A 17,049-nucleotide genomic window follows, 5' to 3' on the forward strand; every position below is an offset into this window, starting at 1 on the left:
GGGGCCGAAGGCTGCGAGCCCGACGGCGCACGCTAGCGTGGGCAGTCGTGACAGTCGTGCATCCGATTCGGGCGGCCTGGTTGACCAAGGGCGGTACAGGCGCGCAGAACTACGACGAGTTCGCTGACGAAACCGAGATTACTTCGATCATCGCGGCCAACCCGCGCAGTGCGCTTGCCATCGAGATGCCGCACTACGCTCCGGACAGCCTGGGCAAGACGTTCGCTGCCGCGTTGCCGGACGCTTCGTCGCGCTTGTCCTGCGCGAAGGAGGACGGGCTCTACGCGCCACACGAGAACGTCGTCGTGCTCTATCGGATCACGCGCGGGGACCGGGTGTCGTACGGCCTGTGGTGCATGGTCGACACCGACCAGATCTCGACCAGCGCCGACGAGCCGGGTCTGGTGATCCGCAACGAGGACGTGTTCCCGGAGAAGGTACGCGAGCGGGTCATGCTCGCCGAGACCCTCGGCCACCTGCTGTCGCCCGTCCTGCTGCTGCAGACCGCCCGCGGCGAAGAGCTCCATGCCGCACTCGCACGTGCTTGCTCGGCTCAGGGCCCGGCCGTCACGGACGCGGATGCCGCCGGCGGTCGGCATGAGATCTGGCCACTGGACGGGTCGGCGCCACTCGCCCGGGAGCTGATCGCGCTCGCCGGGGGCGGGGAGCTTGTGGTGGCCGACGGCAACCACCGCAGCCTCGCCGCGCAGACGGGCGGCCTGCCCCGGTTCCTTGCGGTGGTGACCACGCCCGCGTCGGTCGAGATCGCGCCCTACAACCGGCTCGTGCGCGACGTGGTCGTGCCGTCGTTCGAGCCCGGCGAGACGGTCCGCGTCTACACGCGCGACGGTGGCATGCGCTCCATCGGCCTGCCGCGCGACCCCGCGCTCGGGTTCGTCGAAAACCTGGATCATGCGCTCGTCGAGCGCGTGCTGTTGGGCGCATCGCTGGCGCTGCAGCCGGGCGACAAGCGCATCACCTACGTGGGCGGCGACTATCCCGAGTCGTGGCTCATGGGCGAGGTCGACGCCGGCCGGGCGGACCTGGCCATCCTCATCGCGCCCGTGACCGTGGACGACTTCATCGAGGTCAACCTCGCCCGGCGCAAGATGCCCCGCAAGAGCACGTGGTTCGTGCCCAAGGCGCGGGCCGGCCTTGTCGTGGCCCAACTATGATCGGCGCCATGCGCGTTTACGTGGCCGCGGACCACGCCGGATACGAGCTCAAGACCCACCTGGTCGGGTTCCTCGGCGAGCAGGGATACGACGTCGTCGATGTCGGCGCGTCCGCATACGATCCCGAGGACGACTATCCCGCCTTCTGCATCGACGCGGGGCAGCGCGTGGTCGCCGACCCGGGCAGCCTGGGCGTGGTGATCGGCGGTTCGGGCAACGGCGAGCAGATCGCGGCCAACAAGGTGCCCGGCGTGCGGGCGGCGCTGGCGTGGAGCGTCGAGACCGCCCATCTCGCCCGCGAGCACAACGACGCCAACGTGGCGGGCATCGGCGCCCGCCAGCACTCCACCGCCGAGGCGTCCGACATCGTGCTCGAGTTCCTCCGCACGCCATACTCCGGCAACGAACGCCACACCCGCCGCATCCACCAGATCGCCGACTACGAGAAGTCCCGCTAAGGCGTTATCGCTGTCCGGACCGATGCACCGGTTGGGTAGGCTGTGAAGCGCGGAGGTGCTCCGTCGGCGACTGGAGGATGGCTGTCGTGAGTGTCCAGGGTGCATACCGATGGCCGGTGCCCCCACCGGACGGATTTACGGCGGCTGATCTGGACCGGATCGCTGACCTTCCGCCCCACACCGAGCTCATCGACGGCGGCCTGGTCTTCGTGAGCCCGCAGAAGCTGTTTCACATGCGCGCCGTCGACCTGTTGACCTCCGGGCTGCGCCGCCAGGCGCCCGACAACCTGCGGGCGCGGCGGGAGATGACGGTCACCATCAGCGAGCGCCAGCGTCCGGAGCCGGACGTTCCGTGGTTCACGCGGATGCGGACACCGACGCCGATCTGACCACCTATCCGCCGCAGGCCGTGGTGTTGACCGTCGAGGTGGTGTCGCCCGACTCGCAGGAGCGTGACCGGAAACGCAAGCCGCACCTCTACGCCGAGGCCGGGATCAAACACTTCTGGCTCGTCGAGAACACCGGCGGCGGAAAAATGGCCGTCTACGTTTACGAGCTCGACCCGATCGCCCGTCGATACACGATGACGGGCATCTATCACAACACATTGAAGCTGAATGCCCCGTTCGACATCGACATCGACCTCACCGAGATCGACCGCCTCTAAAGCCCCAGCAGGCGGCGCAGGCCACTGTCCACTTTGGCCATGAGGTCGGCGTCGACGCGGCCGTGGTGTTGGCCGATCGCGGTGGGGTCGGCGAAGCGGATGCGGGACAGGTCGATGGTGCCGCCGCCCGCGATCTCGCGCGGCAGCGGGAGCAGGATGCCTGGCACGTTGCCGTCGGCGCGGTCGTGGATGAGCACGACGACGGGGTAGTGCTCGCTGTAGATGGTGTCGCTGACGATCAGAGCCCGGACCCGCCAGCTGCCGTGCGTGTAGTCGACGACGTCACCGCGTTCTACCACGTCGCGTCGAACCTGGCGAGCTTGGCGGCGTCGTCGGCGGCCAAGGAGGCGTGCCAGGCGGCGGCCGCGGCGATGTTGCGACGGTCCAGATATTCGCGGACCGCCTGGGAGATTATGGCCGATCGATTGCCGCCCGCCACGGCGTCGTTGAGGTCGCGGCAGAGGTCCTCGTCCATGGTGATCGACACGGTGACGGCCACGTCGCAGACGATATCAGTCCCAATATCATCAGCAATGCCGGCGGCAATATCGCTGGTCGTGCCGCGTGGCGCGAGCCTTCCCCCAAAAGCGGTTCAGCGCAGGGGGTCGCGGGGTTGCCAGCCGCGGCGCACGATTTCGAGCTCGGCCTCCGCGCGGGCCAGGTCTTCGTCGGTCGGCCGCGCGGCATCGCGCGCCCGCAGCGCGGCCGAGATGCTCACCTGCGACGCGCCGGGCCCGATGAGCCCGCGCAGCCCGCGCTCAAGGTCCTGGTCGTCCGGATGCATGCCCACGATGTCCATTAGAACATCTCGATCCCGGCAGGAGCCCGATGCCACCGGAACGCGGCGTCGACCCGGGCCAGCGTCTCTTCACTCGCGGATTGGAGCCGCCCGGCCATGGCCAGCGCGCCGGCCTGCCCTCCGCCCAGGTACAACGCGGCCAGTGCGCCGACGTCCATGGTCACGTCGGCGGGAGCGGACGTGCGCTCGCCGCTGAGCCGGTAACTGCCCGTGTTGTGCGGGAGCAGCTCATCGCGCACCTCGATCACGAGGTCGTCACCGGTGAGGAAGCCGCGCGCCGCAAGCGCGGCGGGCACGTCGACGACGCGCAGCCACAGCCCGTCCTTGACGGTGGTGCCCAGTCGCCGCGGCTCGTTGACCATCTCGAAGAGTGGCTCGTCGACGGCGCCGTAGGACAACGATGCCGTCCGGGTCAGGTCGACGCTCATCAGGTATCGCCAGATCTCTTGATAGGCAACGTGATTGGCCGCGGTGACATGCTGCACCCAGACCTCCCCGTTGGGTCCGGCGGCTTCCCACGAGCCCTTGATCCGGAACAGCGCGAAACCGTCCACTCCGGACGGTCCCTCGTGCACGATCGCCTGCCGCTCGCCGGCACCGTGCCGGCGCGACGTCGGGTCGGTCATGACGTAGTCCCACCAGGCTTCGGTCCGGCCGGCGTATCCGGGCCGGTGCAACCGCACGGCCTCGTAGACCTCGGTCAGCTCCTTGCGCAGCGCGGCCGGTTTGCCCACCCGGATGCGGCTGCCGGACGCCGGGGCCTGGGCGTGCAGCCGCACCTCGCGCGTGTCGACGTTCATCGACAGCATGCGGGCCGCGCTCCCGTAGCCGAACCGCTGATAGATCCGGCCCTCGCTGGCCCACAGCACGGCCAGCGGGTCGGGCATGTCGCGCAGCTGCCGCACCAACAGCTCCCGTGCGATGCCCCGGCGCCGCGCCTGCGGCGCGACCGCGACCATCGTCACGAAGGCGGTCGGCACCGCGGCCCCGCCCGGCACGGTGAGCTCCCGGCCGAACGCCGAAACGTGGCCCAGGATCTGCTCGTCGTCATCCGCGACCGCCAGCAGCGACCGCTCCGGTTCGTAGACCAGCCGCGTGGCCTCGACCGCCTCGGCGTCGTAGGACTCGTTGTGGAATGCGGTGAACAGCAGCTGCATGACCGGTTCGAGATCGCTTGCCGCCCCCGTGCGCACGGTGTACCCCATACGTGCTTCTTAGTCGGCTCGGCAAAGTTGAGCAAGCCAGTTACGCTTCCAAACGTGAATAACCGTCTGGACCGCACCAGGGAATTTCCGACGGAAAAGCTGTACCGGCCGGGCAAGGCGACGATTCCGGAGCAGCCCGATCCCACGCACGTGCTGATTTCCGACCCGACGATGACCGGTCGTCAGCCGCAGCTGCCGCTGCGCGTGCGCCTGCGCAATCTGCGCAAGGGCGGGCGCTGGAGCGTGTTCGGTGCGGTCGTGCTGTTCGTGTGCTGGGCGATGTGGGCCGCCCAGTCGACGACCACCGGGGCCGCACTGGTCCTGTTTCTGATCATGATCATCGCGGCCGGCCTGTTCGCCGTGGCCCGCCTCGCCGGCAGCGTGATCGTGGAGCGCGTGCTGCACCGCCCCCGGCGGGGCGCCATCCTGTCTCATGTCGCGATTGGACTGTTCCTGGTCGCCGCCGGCCTGTCGTTGCTGGGACAGGTCGAGTGGGTGGTCACGGCATGGAATCAGGTTCGGGGCATGCGCTGAGTCACGGTTCGGGGCATGCGCCTCATCACGGTTCGAGGTATGAGCTGATCTCGCGGAGGGCGTCGTCGCGTGCGACGCCCAACCGCCGCGCCAGCAGCGCGTAGTCGCGCGCCGCCTCGCGCAGCAGCGCGCGTGACGAGTTGCTCGAAGCGACCGTCGTGCCGTGCCTCGGCCGGGTGTGGATAAGCCCGGCCGATTCGAGCTCACGGTAGGCGTGGGCCACCGTATTGACCGCGAGGCCGAGCTGCGCCGCCAGCGCCCGGATGGTGGGCAGCTTCGTGCCGGCGGGCAGCTCCTGCTTGGCGATCTGCTCAGCTAGCTGACTCCGGATCTGCTCATAGACCGGTGTCGAACTCGTCGCCTCGATAACCAGGTGCACGGTCGGAATCACGGCCTGACTCTACAAACTCCTTGAAGCGTTCGAGGTCACCCTCGATCCGCTGCTCGATGATGTTGGTCGCGTCGCCGACCGTCTCGGCCACGCCCTTGGGCTCGAACTGCATGGTCAGGGCGACGCGGGTGGTGGTCGGGTCGAGCTGGTCGAACGTCACGACGCCGGCCTGCTGCGGGCCGTTGACGGTCCGCCACTCGATGCGGCGGTCGGGCGTCTGCTCGGTGATCTCGGCGTCGAACTCGCGCGTCACGCCGGCGATCTTCGTGACCCAGTGCGTGCGGGTGCCGCTGGTCTGCTCGACCCGCTCGACACCCTCCATGAACTTCGGGAACGTCTCGAACTGAGCCCACTGGTCGTAGGCCGTGCGGACGGGAACATGTACGTCGATTGTCTTCTCAATGGTGCTCATGAAATGGGGTTACCCCATTCAGCCGGTGTTCTAAAGCAGTATGTCGCCTTCCAGCACCCAAGGTTTTCACGGCGACCCCGAGCGCCTTGGCCGAACCCGCGATGACCACCAGTTTCTTGGCCCGGGTGATGGCCGTGTAGAGCAGGTTTCGCTGCAGCATCATCCAGCTCGCTGTGGTGATCGGCACAATTACGGCGGGATATTCGGAGCCCTGCGAGCGGTGGATGCTGATCGCGTACGCGTGGATCAGCTCATCGAGCTCGTCGAACGAGTAGATGATGTCCTCGTCCTCGTCCGTGCGCACGGTCAGGCTGTGGCCCTCGGTGTCCAGCGCCGTGACCACGCCGACCGTGCCGTTGAACACCCCGGCCCGGCCCTTCTCATAGTTGTTGCGGATCTGGGTCACCTTGTCGCCGACCCGGAAAACCCTTGCCCCAAACTTTTTTTCCGGTACCGAGTCGCGCCCCGGTGTCAACGCCTCCTGCAGCATGGTGTTGAGGTTGCCCGCGCCCGCTTGCCCGCGGTGCATCGGCGCGAGCACTTGGATGTCGCGCCTCGCGTCGAGGTTGAAGCGACGGGGCACCCGCTTGGCCGCCAGATCGACGATCAGCGGCGCCACCGCGTCGTTGTCCTCGCACGAGAAGAAAAAGAAGTCGGGGAAGCCCTTCAGCTGCGGGAACTCGCCCCGGTTGATCCGGTGCGCGTTGACAACGATGCCCGACTCGCTGGCCTGCCGGAAGATGTGCGTCAGCCGCACATGCGGGATTGCCTCGGTGGCGAGCATGTCCTTGAGCACCTCGCCCGCGCCCACGCTCGGCAACTGGTCCACGTCGCCCACGAACACCAGGTGCGCGCCCAACGCCACGGCCTTCACCAGCTTGTTGGCCAGCAGCAGGTCGAGCATGGACGCCTCATCGACAACCACCAGATCGGCGTCGAGCGGGTTGTCCCGGTCGAACGAAGGCTCGCCGCCCGGCTGCAGCTTGAGCAGGCGATGCACGGTGGTCGCCTCGTGCCCGGTGAGCTCGGTCAGGCGTTTCGCGGCCCGTCCGGTGGGCGCGGCGAGCACGATTTTGGCCCGCTTGGCGCGGGCCAGCTGCACGATCGACCGCACGGTGAAGCTCTTGCCGCAGCCCGGCCCGCCCGTGAGCACGCCCACCCTGCGGGTGAGCGCCATCTGCACGGCCTGCCTCTGCTCGGGAGCCAAATCGGCCGCCGACTTCCCGCTCCCCGGCCCCGTGGGCCCACTCCCCTTCAGCCACGCGAACGCCTTGTCCCAGTCGACCTCTTGGAAGACCGCCAGCCGGTCTTTGTCGACACTCAGCAGGCCCAACAGCGAGGAGGCCAGATTGGTCTCGGCCCGGTGGAAAGGGGTCAGATACACGGCGGGCACGCCGCCGATGTGCTCGTGGGTCAGGCCCTCGGCGTCGGCGAGGCACGGCTCGATCAGCGTGGCCGGGACGTCGAGGATCTTCGCGGCGTCGCCGATCAGGTTGGGCCGGGGCAGGTAGGTGTGCCCGTTGTCGGCCGCCTCGCTGAGCGTGTAGAGGAGTCCCGCCTTTATCCTTTGCGGACTGTCGTGGGGGATGCCCACGGCCTTCGCGATCGTGTCGGCCGTTTTGAAACCGATCCCCCAGACGTCGGCGGCAAGCCTGTAGGGCTCATTGCGTACCACAGAAATAGAAGCATCTTTATATTGCTTGTAGATCCGCACGGCCAGGGAGGTCGACACCCCCACGCCCTGCAAAAAGACCATGACCTCCTTGATCTGCTTCTGCTCCTCCCACGCCTGCCCGATCATCTTGGTGCGCTTGGGTCCCAGCTTGGGCACCTCAACCAGGCGTGCCGGCTCCTCCTCGATGACGCGCAGGGTGTCGACGCCGAAGTGCCCGACGATGCGCTCGGCCAGCCGGGGCCCGATTCCCTTGATGAGCCCGGAGCCCAGATAGCGCTCGATGCCCTTGATCGTGGCTGGCAGCACGGTCGTGTAGGACTCGACCTCGAACTGCCGCCCGTAGCGCGGATGTGTGGTCCAGCGCCCTTGCAGCCGAAGGCTTTCGCCGGGCTGTGCGCCCAGCAGCGGCCCGACAACGGTCAGCAGATCGCTGCCGGAGCGATCGGTGGCGACCCTCGCTATCGTGTAGCCGGTCTCCTCGTTTGCATAGGTGATGCGCTCAAGGACGGCCTCAAGAACCTGCACGCAGATATTTTGGACGGCGTGGAGATTCTTGTCTTGGGTGGCACCGCCTGGCTCGGACGTGAGATCGCGAGCCAGGCCCATGCGCGTGGACACGCGGTGACCTGCCTCGCGCGAGGCGAAAGCGGGACAGTGGCCGAGGGGGTGACCCTGGTCACGGCAGACCGCACACAGCCCGGCGCCTACGGGCGGCTGGCCGGGCGCGCGTTCGACGCGGTGTTCGAGGTGAGCTGGCAGCCCGGCATGGTGCGCGGTGCCCTGCAGGCGTTGGGCACGCGCGCTGGACACTGGACATATGTGTCGTCGGGCAACGTGTATGCCTCCCACTCCGTTGTCGACGCCGACGAATCGGCCCCGCTGCTCGCGCCTACAGCGTTGGAAGCCGTCGATCGCTCGGACTACGGCGCGGCGAAGGTCGCGTGCGAGCTGGCCTCGCTCTCGGCAGTGGGCGATCGTCTGCTCATCGCGCGGGCCGGGCTGATCGGTGGGCCGGGCGACGCCAGCGACCGCGCCGGCTACTGGGTCGCGCGGGCGGCACGGGCTCCACGCTCGCCGATGCTCGCGCCCGCCGCGCAGCTGGCGCCCACCCAGGTCATCGACGTGCGCGACCTGGCCGCATGGCTGCTCGACTGCGCCGAGGCCGGCACCACCGGCACGTTCAACGCGGTCGGCCAGGTCGTCCCGTTCGGGCAGTTCCTGGAGCTGGCGCGCGAGGTGGGCGGGCACACCGGCGCGGTCGTGTGGGCCGATCCCCAGTGGTTGCTCGCGCAGGGCGTCGAGCCGTACATGGGCCACGAGTCGCTGCCGCTGTGGCTGCCCGACCCCGACTATGCGGGCTGGTCGGCCCGCAATGGCACCGCGGCCGCCAACGCCGGTCTGCGCCACCGCCCGCTGGCGCAGCTCCTCGCCGATACACTCGTCTGGGAGCGCACGCTGGGCCTGGATCGCTCGCGCAGGGCGGGTCTCAGCCCGGCCCGCGAGAGTGAGCTGCTCGCCGGTTGGCCGGTTTGAATTCGCGTCAAGATGACCTTTATCCTCGTGCCGTGACCAAGCAAGAGGTGCAAGTCGCGGTCGACCCGGTCCTGCTGACCATCCGGGAGGATCAGCTGCAGGTGCTGCTGATCGTGCGGCGGCACGAGCCGTGCAAGGGGGAGCTGTCGTTTCCGGGCGGGTTCCTGTGGAGCACGGACAACGATCTCGACGCGGCGGCCGCGCGCAAGCTGGCCACCGAAACCGGACTGGACACCAGCGACATCCACATGGAGCAGTTGCACGCCTACGGCGCGCGTGACCGGGATCCCCGGGGGCGCGTGGTGGCCGTGGCATACCTTGCCATCCAGCCCAGCGTGAGCGACCACGCCAGCGACACCGAAGCGGGCCGGCCCAACTGGCATCCGGTCGCGTCACTGCTGTCCGGGCAGGTGCCGCTGGCCTTCGACCATCGCAGGATCCTCGCCGATGCGGTGGAGGCGGCGCGGCGCAAGCTTGAGCACACCACGCTGGCGACCGCGTTCTGCCCGCCCCGGTTCACGATGGCGGACCTGCGCCGGGTCTATGAGATCGTGTGGGGCGTGGGCGGGCTGGACCCGCGCAACTTCCATCGCAAGGTGTTGAGCACCAAGGGTTTCGTCGTGGCCACGCGTGCCAAGCGGCAGCAGGCCAACGGCCGCCCGGCGACGCTCTATCGCAAGGCGTCGGCGCAGGCGGTCACGCTCTATCCGCCGATGCTGCGAGAGCGCTATTGAGCTCACTGACCGCAGCGATGGCAAGCATCGGCATATAGAAGAACGCGTCACCGCTTAGCCGGGTCGCGCCGAGCAGCACGAACGTGACCGCCACGAGCAGGATCAGCGGCTGCGTGACGGTCTGCTGCACCTGTGCCTCGGGCCAGGCCCTGACGATGGCGTCGACCCGGAAGAACCACTCGCGCAGCGCGCCGATCACCGGCAGCGGCGTGAACCCGGCGATGAGCTGCCCGACGCCGCCGGCGAAGAGCAACTCGTAGGCGTGTGCCAGATCGCCGGACGCGGGCCGGCCGAGGTCGCGGCCGGTCAGCGCGGGGGACTCGAGCAGCAAAGCCAAGAGCGGCAAGGGAATCGCCACCCGATGGGGCAACAGCCGTATCGCGTCACTGTCACATGCACGTCGTAAGTTTGTGACGGCAGCGTAGGATAGTAGCTATCGTCAGTTAGACACAAACTTGCGCCTGGCGGAAGGGGAGGCACAGCCATGTCTGGGATCTCGATCCTGATTCTCGTGGTGACGCAGGGCGAGCGCGACGCCGTGCTGCGGGCCGTGCGCGCGGCCAACGGCACCGCCCATGAGCGGCAAACCTTCGGCGATCACGCGGTCTTCCGGTTAGGCAGCCTGGGCGGGGCAGAGATCCTGCTGGCCCAGGCGGGGGAGCAGGGTGGGGTGGGCCCGGCCGGCACGATGCTGACGGCGGCGTCGCTGCTGCGCGCGTGCCGGCCGGATTATCTGATCCTGGTCGGCATCTGCTACGGCCTGCTCGAAAACGAGCAGCGCATCGGCGACATCCTGGTGTCGCGCAACGTCCAGGAGCTCGACCATCAACGCGTGGTCGACAGCCCGTCGGGAGCCACGATCGCGATCCGGCGCGGCGCTCGGGTGCAGGCATCGGTGCTGTTGCTCGATCGGTTCAACGCCGCGACGATCGGGCGGGGTGCGCGGCCGAGCATCCATTTCGGACTCGTGTTGTCGGCCAACACCCTCGTGGACTCAAAGCGGTACAGAGAAAATTGCAAGAAGGAGTTCCCGGACGCGATCGGCGGCGACATGGAGGGTGCTGCGCTCTACGCGGCGGCGGCCAAGGACCGGGTCGATTGGATCGTCGTCAAGGCCATCGCCGATTGGGGGTTCAACAAGACCAACGAGCATCAGGCTCTCGCCGCGGGCAACGCGGCGCAGTTCGTGGTGCACACGTTGATGATGAGCAGCCTGCCACCGCGGACGCCCCGGCTTGCGGTGACCCTGTGCGACTGACGAGCAGCACGACACCCACAGGAGGGGGAGTTTCGTGACGACAATCATGCAGCAATGGGAGGTGGCCGTGCCCGCCCGGGTCGTGGTGTTGGGGGTGAAGGAGATCCTTCTCGTGGTCGGCGACAGCGCCGCCCACGACGCGGTGAGGCGGGCCGCGGCGCGCGTGCTTGGGGCGGTCCCCCACATCGCCATGGTCCGGGGCGACGAAGCGGCGGAGGCCGACGCGCTCATCCGGTCGTTGCGTCCGCACATGGTGATCGGCGTGGGCACGGCCGTCGGCCTCGGCCCGCTGGAGCACCACCGGCCCGGCGACATCGTCGTCGCCACCGCCCTGCGGCCGGTCGGCAGCCGGTTCGAGCCGCTGGAGACCGGCCCGAGCCGGCTGATGCCGCCGTCGGTGCGGCTGCTGGACCGCTGCACCCTGGCCACCGTCGGCTGGCGGCGGGGCAGAGTCCACTTTGGACCGATCCTGTCGATGGACCCCGCCGCGGAGTCCGTCGTGGACACGCCCGCCCAGTGCGCGGCGGCGCTCGACGCGCATCCGGGCGCCATGGCCGCGGAAAACGAAGGCACGGCGGTGTTCGCGGCAGCACAGCGGGCGGGCATCGACTGGCTGGTGGTCAAGGCCGTCGGCGGCACCAGCGATCCGGCCGCCGAGTTCGCGATGCACGTGGTGAAGGCAAGCTCTTTGGTTTGACGACGCGGCCGGCCGGCCTCAGCGGGGGATGAGGTCGGCCGCTATCTGCTCCCGGATCTCGTCCTGCACGTCCCAGACGTTGACGTTCATGCCGCCGATGACCCGTTCACCCTTCATCCAGTACGCGATGAACTCACGGTTGCCGACGTCCCCGCGGAACTCGACCCGGTCGTATCCACCCGGCTCGACAAAGCCCGAATACTCCATGCCGAGGTCGTACTGGTCGCTGAAGAAGTACGGGATCCAGTCGTAGGACACGTTCTTGCCCAGCATGGCGCGTGCGGCGGCCTGGCCGCTGCGGCGCGCGTTTTCCCAGTGCTCGACCCGGATCCGGGCCCCGGTCAGCGGGTGCTGCCAGTTCGCCACGTCACCGCACGCGAAGATGTCCGGATCGGACGTGCGCAGATCGGGCCCGACCAGCACGCCGTTGCCGACCGCGAGCCCCGCCTGCTGGGCCAGCTCGACGTTGGGCGCCACACCCACTCCCACGATCACGAGGTCGGCGGCCAGCACGGAGCCGTCGTCGAGGAGCACTGACTCGTCCTCGATCGCGGCGACGGCACGTCCAAAGTGGAACATCACGCCGTGCGCCTCGTGCAGGTCGCGGAACACGGTGGCCAGCTCGTCGCCGAGCACCGTGCGCAGCGGGAGCCTGTCCTGCTCGACCACGTTTACGCTGGAGCCGTAATGCCTTGCGGCCGCGGCGGTTTCCAGGCCGATCCAGCCCGCGCCGACGACGACCACCTGCGTGCCCTGCTGCATGTCGGCGCGAAGCTGGACGCTGTCGGCGAGCGTGCGAAGGTAGCGCACGTGCGGCAGGTCGCCGCCCGGCACGTCAAGCCGCTTGGGGCCGGCTCCCGTTGCCAGCAACAGCTTTTCGTAGCCGAGCACGGTGCCGTCGGCCAGGGTCACGGTGTGCCCGGCCGGGTCGAGCGACATTGCGGCCGTCCCGAGGTAGAGGTCCACGTCGTCGGGCACGTTGACGTAGAGCGATTTACGATCCTGATTTCCTATGAGGTACCCCTTGGAAAGCGGCGGTCGCTCGTAGGGCCGCTCCGGCTCGGCTCCGATCATGGTCAGCGGGCCGGTGAAGCCTTCGGCGCGCAGCGTCTCGGCCGCGTTGGCGCCGGCAAGCGACGCCCCAACGATCACAAACATGGCTAGCCTCGATTCCCAGTGAGGGTGAAAAACTCGGCGCGCGAACGGGCGTCTTCGCGCAGGCATCCGAGCAGGGTGGAGGTGACTGTGCGGGCACCCGCGGCGCGCACCCCGCGCAGCGTCATGCACAGGTGTTCGGCCTCGATGACGACACCCACACCGCTCGGGTCGAGTTGGTCGCACAGCCAGTCGGCGATCTGCTTGGTGAGCCGCTCCTGGACCTGTGGGCCGTGCGCGAACTTCTCGACCACCCGGGCCAGTTTGGACAGCCCGAGGATCCGCTTGCCCGGGAAGTACCCCACGTGGGCGACCCCGATGAACGGGAGCAGGTGGTGCTCGCAGACGGAGCGGATCGGGATGTCGCGGGCCAGCACGAGCTCGTCGTAGCCCTCGTCGTTGTCGAACGTGGTGAGCTGGAAGTCGCGCGGGGTCAACAATTCGGCGTAGGCGCGGGCCATCCGGCCCGGGGTCTCCGGGTCGAGCTCGAGCCCGAGCGCCCGCACGAACGCGGCCGCCGCAATCTGCGCGGCCGCGAGGTCGCGAATGGGCGCAGCTTCATCGCGGCGGGCGTTTCGCCTCGGCCTCGCGCCGGCCGCGTGGTCTTCTATCGCGCCCGCCCGGCCGTCTGCGGTGGTGATGGTCATAGGTCGTCATCCTGCACCGACATCCCGATAATTTCAACAACGACGGTTAGTGATATTATCATCGCCATGGTTGACCCGTGGAGTGCGGTTACGACGCTCGCCGATGCCTCCCGTCGCGCGCTGTTCGACTACGTCCGGCGCCAGGATCATGCCGTGAGCAGGGAAGAGGCCGCCGACGCGACCGGGATGTCGCGCGGGCTGGCCGCGTTTCACCTCGACAAGCTGGCCGAGGTGGGGCTGCTTTCGACGCGCTATGCGGCGACCCCGGGGCGAGGTCGCTCGCCCAAGGTCTATTTCGCGCCGGTCGCGGTCAACGTGTCCATCCCGCAGCGCCACTACGAGATCCTCGCGCGGATCCTGGCCGGGGCGGTGGCCGACGAGCCGTCCAATGTGGAGCGTGCGGCGCATCGGGCGGCGCATGATCTGGGCGCGGCCTACGGGGTGGGCGCGCTGGACGGGCTCGGGTTCGAGCCCGAGCGGCGCGGTGACCGGATCGTGCTGCGCAACTGCCCGTTCCAGGAGCTGGCGCAGGCGCACACCGAGCTCATCTGCGCGCTGAACCTGTCGTTTGTGGCAGGCATGCTCCAGGGCTCACCCGCGCGCGCCGAGCTCGCACCGCAACCCGGCTGCTGCTGCGTCGCAGTGACCGGCACGGTTTGAGCGCATGCGTTCGCCGGGGCGCCCGGTGTCCAAAAGCGACACGGCGACGCCGGTGAAGAACCCGTCCGCGGCCGGCTTGGTCTCGCTGCGAGCCAAGGTCGAGGACGCGCCGGAAATACAGTTGACCAGATCGTCATCTGCGCCTACGAAGTCAAGTAACCCTTTCGCACACACCGAAGAGCCGGGCCTGCCATCCCGGCTCTTCGGTCATGCGTAGTCGGCCGTCCGTGTGTCAGGATGCAGATCATGACACCGTCCCCATTGGACCCGCCCACCGCCGAGATGTCCTGGGCCGAGCGCGCCACCGTGCTGGCCGCCGATTTCGCGCAGCGTGCAGCCGAGCTTGACGAGACGGCGCAGTTGCCGATCGAGAACCTGCGTGCACTGCACGAAGCCGGGTTCGATGTGGCATGGCTGCCGGAAAGCTTTGGTGGGCAAGGACTTTCGTGGGTCACGTTCGGGCGCGTGCTGGCCACGATAGCCAAGGCGTGCCCGTCCACGGCCACGATCTGGCTCATGCACCTGGGCGCGGCGTACGGCCTGGTCCACATGAGCGACGACGACAACGCACGCTTTTTCGCGCACGAGCTGGCGGGCGGCAAGCGTTTCGCCAACGCGCTTTCGGAGCCCACGGGCGGCAACCTGTTCCTCATGCCGCTGCAGGCCGCGCGCCCCGTCGACGCCGGGTTCGTCCTCGATGGGGCGAAGCGGTTCGTGTCGGGCTGCGAGATCGCCGACTATCTGCTGGTCAATGCGCTGGTCGAGGACGTTCCGGCGTTCTTCGGGATCACGCCGGACGACACGCTGCGGCTCGTGCCGATCTGGGACAGTGTCGGGCTGCGTGCCACCCGCAGTCAGCTGATCACCTTCGAGGGCACGCTGCTGCCCGCGTCGCGCAGGTGTACCAAACTCACCGACGAACCCAACCCGATCCCGATCGGTCTGCCGTTCCTGTCCATCGGCGTGGCCGAGGCCGCGCTTGAGGCCCTGCGCGAACACGCGCGCGGCCGGGTCATCCCGACCACGGGGCAGCCGCTGGCAGACATGCAGTGGGTGCAGTTCGCCGCGGCCGATGCGCACGTCCGGCTCAGGGCCGCCACGTTGCTGGCCGGGCACACCGCGTGGCTGGCCGATCAGCGCTCGCCGATGGCCAACCCGAGCTCGCTGGAGGCCAAGCTGCTTTCCAACGAGGTCGCCAAGGACGTCGCCGCGCTCGGCGTCAAGGTGGGCGGCGGTTCCGGGTACCTCAAAACCTCGCCGATCCAACGGCACTTCCGTGATGCGCAGGCCGGGGCGCTGATGGCGTACTCCGCCGAGGTGTGCCAGGCGGAGATCGGCAAGGCGGTGATGGGAGAGACCGCCACCGCAGATTGATGATCAACTTGTGATGAAGCGATGGCGTGGCCGCGCGAGGGCACTTCATCGTGGAGTTGAGCGATCCTGCGGGTCCGAAGTTCCGCCCGACAGCTGAGCATGGCTTGCGTGCCGTGCGCTGGGCGCGATACTGTATCGATCCAGAATCTGGATCGATACAGAAGGGTGAGCCGGGCCGTGAAACCCACGCTGCAGACCGTCGCCGACGCCGTCGGGGTGTCGCGCAGCACGGTGTCCAACGCCTACAGCCGGCCCGACCAGCTCTCGCCGCAGCTGCGCGAGACGATTCTGGAAGCGGCCGCACGTCTGGGTTACACCGGCCCGCACCCGGCCGCCCGCTCACTGCGCAAGGGACAGGTGGGCGCGATCGGCGTGCTGTTCAGTGCCGAGCTGTCATACGCGTTCACCGACCCCTACGCGGTGCAGTTCCTGCGCGGGCTGGCCGAGACGGCCGAGCGCCACAACACCGGGCTGCTGCTGATCCCCCTGCTGTCAGACGGCGAGGCTGCCGCGCAGGCAGTGCAAAACGCCGTGGTGGACGGGTTCTGCGCCTATTGCGTGCCCGCCTGGCACGCCTCATACGATGCCGCGCTGGCCCGCAACCTGCCGATGGTGATCGCCGAGTGGCACGCCAACGCGGATCCCGGCACGCGCGTGGTCGGCATCGATGACATGGCCGCCGCGCGCACCGCGGCCCGCCATCTCACGGCGCTCGGTCACCGCCGCATCGCGGTGATCGCCCACTGGATCGGTCCAGTGCAGCACAGCGGCCCGATCACCCTGGCGCGGCCGGAGGACGCGCCGCACCACGTGACCCGCGAGCGGCTGATCGGCTACCGCGACGCGTTCGCCGAGGTCGGCGTCGACTGGTCGGAGGTGACCACGATCAGCTCCATCCACAACAGCCGGGAGGAGGGCGCGGCGGTCGCCGCGCACCTGCTCGACCGTGCCCCGCGCCCGACCGCCATCCTCGCCGCCGCCGACCTGCTCGCGCTGGGCGTGCTCGACGCGCTGGAAACGCGTGGGCTGCAGGCGGGTCGTGACATCTCGGTCGTGGGCTTCGACGACATCCCGGAGGCCGCCGCGGCCCGGCTCACCACGATCCGGCAGCCCGCGCTCGACAAGGGCCGCATCGCGGGCGAACTCTTGCTCGACGCGGAGCGTGCCGAGCGGCAGGTCGTCCTGCCGACCGAGCTCATGGTCCGGGCATCCACGGGGCCGAACAACGAAGCAGGACGCAGCTAAGCAGCCGGGCCCACAAGGAAGCCGGACGCGACAAGGAAACCGGAAGCCACGACGAAGGGGCATCATGGACCCGCTAGGCATGATCATGGCTAGGCGGGCGGTCGAGGAACACCTCGATGCCGCCCGCCTCGACACCCCGCGGCGCCCGCCGCGCTCTTCACGCCGGAACTTTATCGATCCAGTGCGGGATCGAGCCGCCCGTGCCCTGCGCCGCCTTGCGGACCGGCTGGAGTCGCCGGTGCCCGAGTGCCGTCCACATCGGACAGCACCGCCGGTGGTGGGCTAGCCGCAAGGCCGTGTAGATAAGGCATCGTTCGCCCTGTCAAGGACTGGGCGGGGGCAGGATGTCGATGTTGAGGGTGGCCTTGTAGCTGGTGCGGTTGACGTTCGGGCCGCGGGCTTGGTATTTGGAGATGGCGCGTTTGACGAT

General features: G+C 68.6%; 20 protein-coding genes and 1 pseudogene. 11 read left to right on the forward strand and 10 right to left on the reverse strand.

What is annotated here, in order from left to right:
* The first annotated feature begins 47 nt into the window (after positions 1 to 47).
* The 3 genes and pseudogenes from DM816_RS02970 to DM816_RS45610 all read left to right on the forward strand — a co-directional run bounded on the left by DM816_RS02970 (position 48) and on the right by DM816_RS45610 (position 2,300).
* Positions 48 to 1,175 (forward strand): DUF1015 family protein, encoded by a 1,128-nt coding sequence (locus tag DM816_RS02970; protein WP_117208483.1) that lies wholly within the window; start codon positions 48 to 50, stop codon positions 1,173 to 1,175.
* A gap of 8 nt (positions 1,176 to 1,183) precedes the next feature.
* Complete coding sequence (locus DM816_RS02975; RefSeq protein WP_117208511.1) at positions 1,184 to 1,633, forward strand: ribose-5-phosphate isomerase; 450 nt, start codon at positions 1,184 to 1,186, stop codon at positions 1,631 to 1,633.
* Positions 1,634 to 1,710: 77 nt separating this feature from the next.
* A pseudogene (locus DM816_RS45610) lies at positions 1,711 to 2,300 on the forward strand (Uma2 family endonuclease).
* Here DM816_RS45610 and DM816_RS02985 read toward each other — a convergent pair.
* The 4 genes from DM816_RS02985 to DM816_RS03000 form a co-directional block, all read right to left on the reverse strand.
* Positions 2,297 to 2,599, reverse strand: a complete 303-nt coding sequence (locus tag DM816_RS02985) for a type II toxin-antitoxin system PemK/MazF family toxin (protein ID WP_117208484.1) — start codon at positions 2,597 to 2,599, stop codon at positions 2,297 to 2,299. The pseudogene DM816_RS45610 and the gene DM816_RS02985 overlap by 4 nt on opposite strands.
* Positions 2,593 to 2,799, reverse strand: coding sequence for a ribbon-helix-helix domain-containing protein (locus DM816_RS02990; RefSeq protein WP_117208485.1), 207 nt, complete (start codon positions 2,797 to 2,799; stop codon positions 2,593 to 2,595). The genes DM816_RS02985 and DM816_RS02990 overlap by 7 nt, the downstream gene beginning before the upstream one ends.
* A 93-nt stretch (positions 2,800 to 2,892) precedes the next feature.
* The gene (locus DM816_RS02995) at positions 2,893 to 3,099 is read right to left on the reverse strand and encodes a hypothetical protein (protein WP_211588523.1); all 207 of its coding nucleotides are present in this window, start codon (positions 3,097 to 3,099) and stop codon (positions 2,893 to 2,895) included.
* Positions 3,099 to 4,304, reverse strand: coding sequence for a GNAT family N-acetyltransferase (locus tag DM816_RS03000; protein WP_117208486.1), 1,206 nt, complete (start codon positions 4,302 to 4,304; stop codon positions 3,099 to 3,101). The genes DM816_RS02995 and DM816_RS03000 overlap by 1 nt, the downstream gene beginning before the upstream one ends.
* Before the next feature lie 54 nt (positions 4,305 to 4,358).
* Between DM816_RS03000 and DM816_RS03005 the strand changes: the two genes are divergently transcribed.
* A complete protein-coding gene (locus DM816_RS03005) occupies positions 4,359 to 4,838 on the forward strand; it encodes a hypothetical protein (RefSeq protein WP_117208487.1) in 480 nt (159 codons plus the stop codon).
* 25 nt (positions 4,839 to 4,863) lie between these two features.
* Here the strand turns inward: DM816_RS03005 and DM816_RS03010 are convergent, their stop codons facing one another.
* The 3 genes from DM816_RS03010 to recD2 are packed head-to-tail and all read right to left on the reverse strand — an operon-like array spanning position 4,864 to position 7,841.
* A complete protein-coding gene (locus tag DM816_RS03010) occupies positions 4,864 to 5,229 on the reverse strand; it encodes a GntR family transcriptional regulator (RefSeq protein WP_246001472.1) in 366 nt (121 codons plus the stop codon).
* Positions 5,174 to 5,641 carry an SRPBCC family protein gene (locus DM816_RS03015; protein WP_117208489.1) on the reverse strand — a complete coding sequence of 156 codons (468 nt, stop codon included), beginning with the start codon at positions 5,639 to 5,641 and terminating at the stop codon, positions 5,174 to 5,176. Before DM816_RS03015 ends, DM816_RS03010 begins: the two co-directional genes overlap by 56 nt.
* A complete protein-coding gene (gene recD2, locus DM816_RS03020; RefSeq protein WP_246001474.1) occupies positions 5,628 to 7,841 on the reverse strand; it encodes an SF1B family DNA helicase RecD2 in 2,214 nt (737 codons plus the stop codon). Before recD2 ends, DM816_RS03015 begins: the two co-directional genes overlap by 14 nt.
* An 18-nt stretch (positions 7,842 to 7,859) precedes the next feature.
* Here recD2 and DM816_RS03025 point away from each other — a divergent pair, with 18 nt between their 5' ends.
* Both DM816_RS03025 and DM816_RS03030 read left to right on the forward strand, forming a co-directional pair.
* Positions 7,860 to 8,849, forward strand: a complete 990-nt coding sequence (locus DM816_RS03025) for an NAD-dependent epimerase/dehydratase family protein (protein ID WP_117208512.1) — start codon at positions 7,860 to 7,862, stop codon at positions 8,847 to 8,849.
* A gap of 32 nt (positions 8,850 to 8,881) precedes the next feature.
* On the forward strand, positions 8,882 to 9,583 hold the full coding sequence (locus DM816_RS03030) for an NUDIX hydrolase (protein WP_117208491.1): 702 nt from the start codon (positions 8,882 to 8,884) through the stop codon (positions 9,581 to 9,583).
* Here DM816_RS03030 and DM816_RS03035 read toward each other — a convergent pair.
* Entirely contained in the window at positions 9,546 to 9,920 is a 375-nt protein-coding gene (locus tag DM816_RS03035; protein WP_162907036.1) for a hypothetical protein, read from the reverse strand. The genes DM816_RS03030 and DM816_RS03035 overlap by 38 nt on opposite strands.
* 147 nt (positions 9,921 to 10,067) lie before the next feature.
* Here DM816_RS03035 and DM816_RS03040 point away from each other — a divergent pair, with 147 nt between their 5' ends.
* Positions 10,068 to 10,841: a 5'-methylthioadenosine/S-adenosylhomocysteine nucleosidase family protein gene (locus tag DM816_RS03040; RefSeq protein ID WP_117208493.1), complete on the forward strand. Its 774-nt coding sequence runs from the start codon at positions 10,068 to 10,070 to the stop codon at positions 10,839 to 10,841.
* Between the two features lie 34 nt (positions 10,842 to 10,875).
* Complete coding sequence (locus DM816_RS03045) at positions 10,876 to 11,538, forward strand: 5'-methylthioadenosine/S-adenosylhomocysteine nucleosidase family protein (RefSeq protein WP_162907037.1); 663 nt, start codon at positions 10,876 to 10,878, stop codon at positions 11,536 to 11,538.
* Between the two features lie 18 nt (positions 11,539 to 11,556).
* Here the strand turns inward: DM816_RS03045 and DM816_RS03050 are convergent, their stop codons facing one another.
* Positions 11,557 to 12,696 carry an NAD(P)/FAD-dependent oxidoreductase gene (locus DM816_RS03050; protein ID WP_117208495.1) on the reverse strand — a complete coding sequence of 380 codons (1,140 nt, stop codon included), beginning with the start codon at positions 12,694 to 12,696 and terminating at the stop codon, positions 11,557 to 11,559.
* A gap of 2 nt (positions 12,697 to 12,698) precedes the next feature.
* Positions 12,699 to 13,340, reverse strand: coding sequence for a GTP cyclohydrolase I (folE, locus tag DM816_RS03055; protein WP_117208496.1), 642 nt, complete (start codon positions 13,338 to 13,340; stop codon positions 12,699 to 12,701).
* Between the two features lie 66 nt (positions 13,341 to 13,406).
* Between folE and DM816_RS03060 the strand changes: the two genes are divergently transcribed.
* The 3 genes from DM816_RS03060 (at position 13,407) to DM816_RS03070 (ending at position 16,619) form a co-directional block, all read left to right on the forward strand.
* Entirely contained in the window at positions 13,407 to 14,000 is a 594-nt protein-coding gene (locus DM816_RS03060; RefSeq protein ID WP_117208497.1) for a helix-turn-helix transcriptional regulator, read from the forward strand.
* A 246-nt stretch (positions 14,001 to 14,246) separates the two neighbouring features.
* Entirely contained in the window at positions 14,247 to 15,374 is a 1,128-nt protein-coding gene (locus tag DM816_RS03065; RefSeq protein WP_246001475.1) for an acyl-CoA dehydrogenase family protein, read from the forward strand.
* Between the two features lie 177 nt (positions 15,375 to 15,551).
* On the forward strand, positions 15,552 to 16,619 hold the full coding sequence (locus tag DM816_RS03070; RefSeq protein WP_117208499.1) for a LacI family DNA-binding transcriptional regulator: 1,068 nt from the start codon (positions 15,552 to 15,554) through the stop codon (positions 16,617 to 16,619).
* Positions 16,620 to 17,049: the final 430 nt, after the last annotated feature.

Source organism: Allorhizocola rhizosphaerae (assembly GCF_003426775.1).
Classification (GTDB): domain Bacteria; phylum Actinomycetota; class Actinomycetes; order Mycobacteriales; family Micromonosporaceae; genus Allorhizocola; species Allorhizocola rhizosphaerae.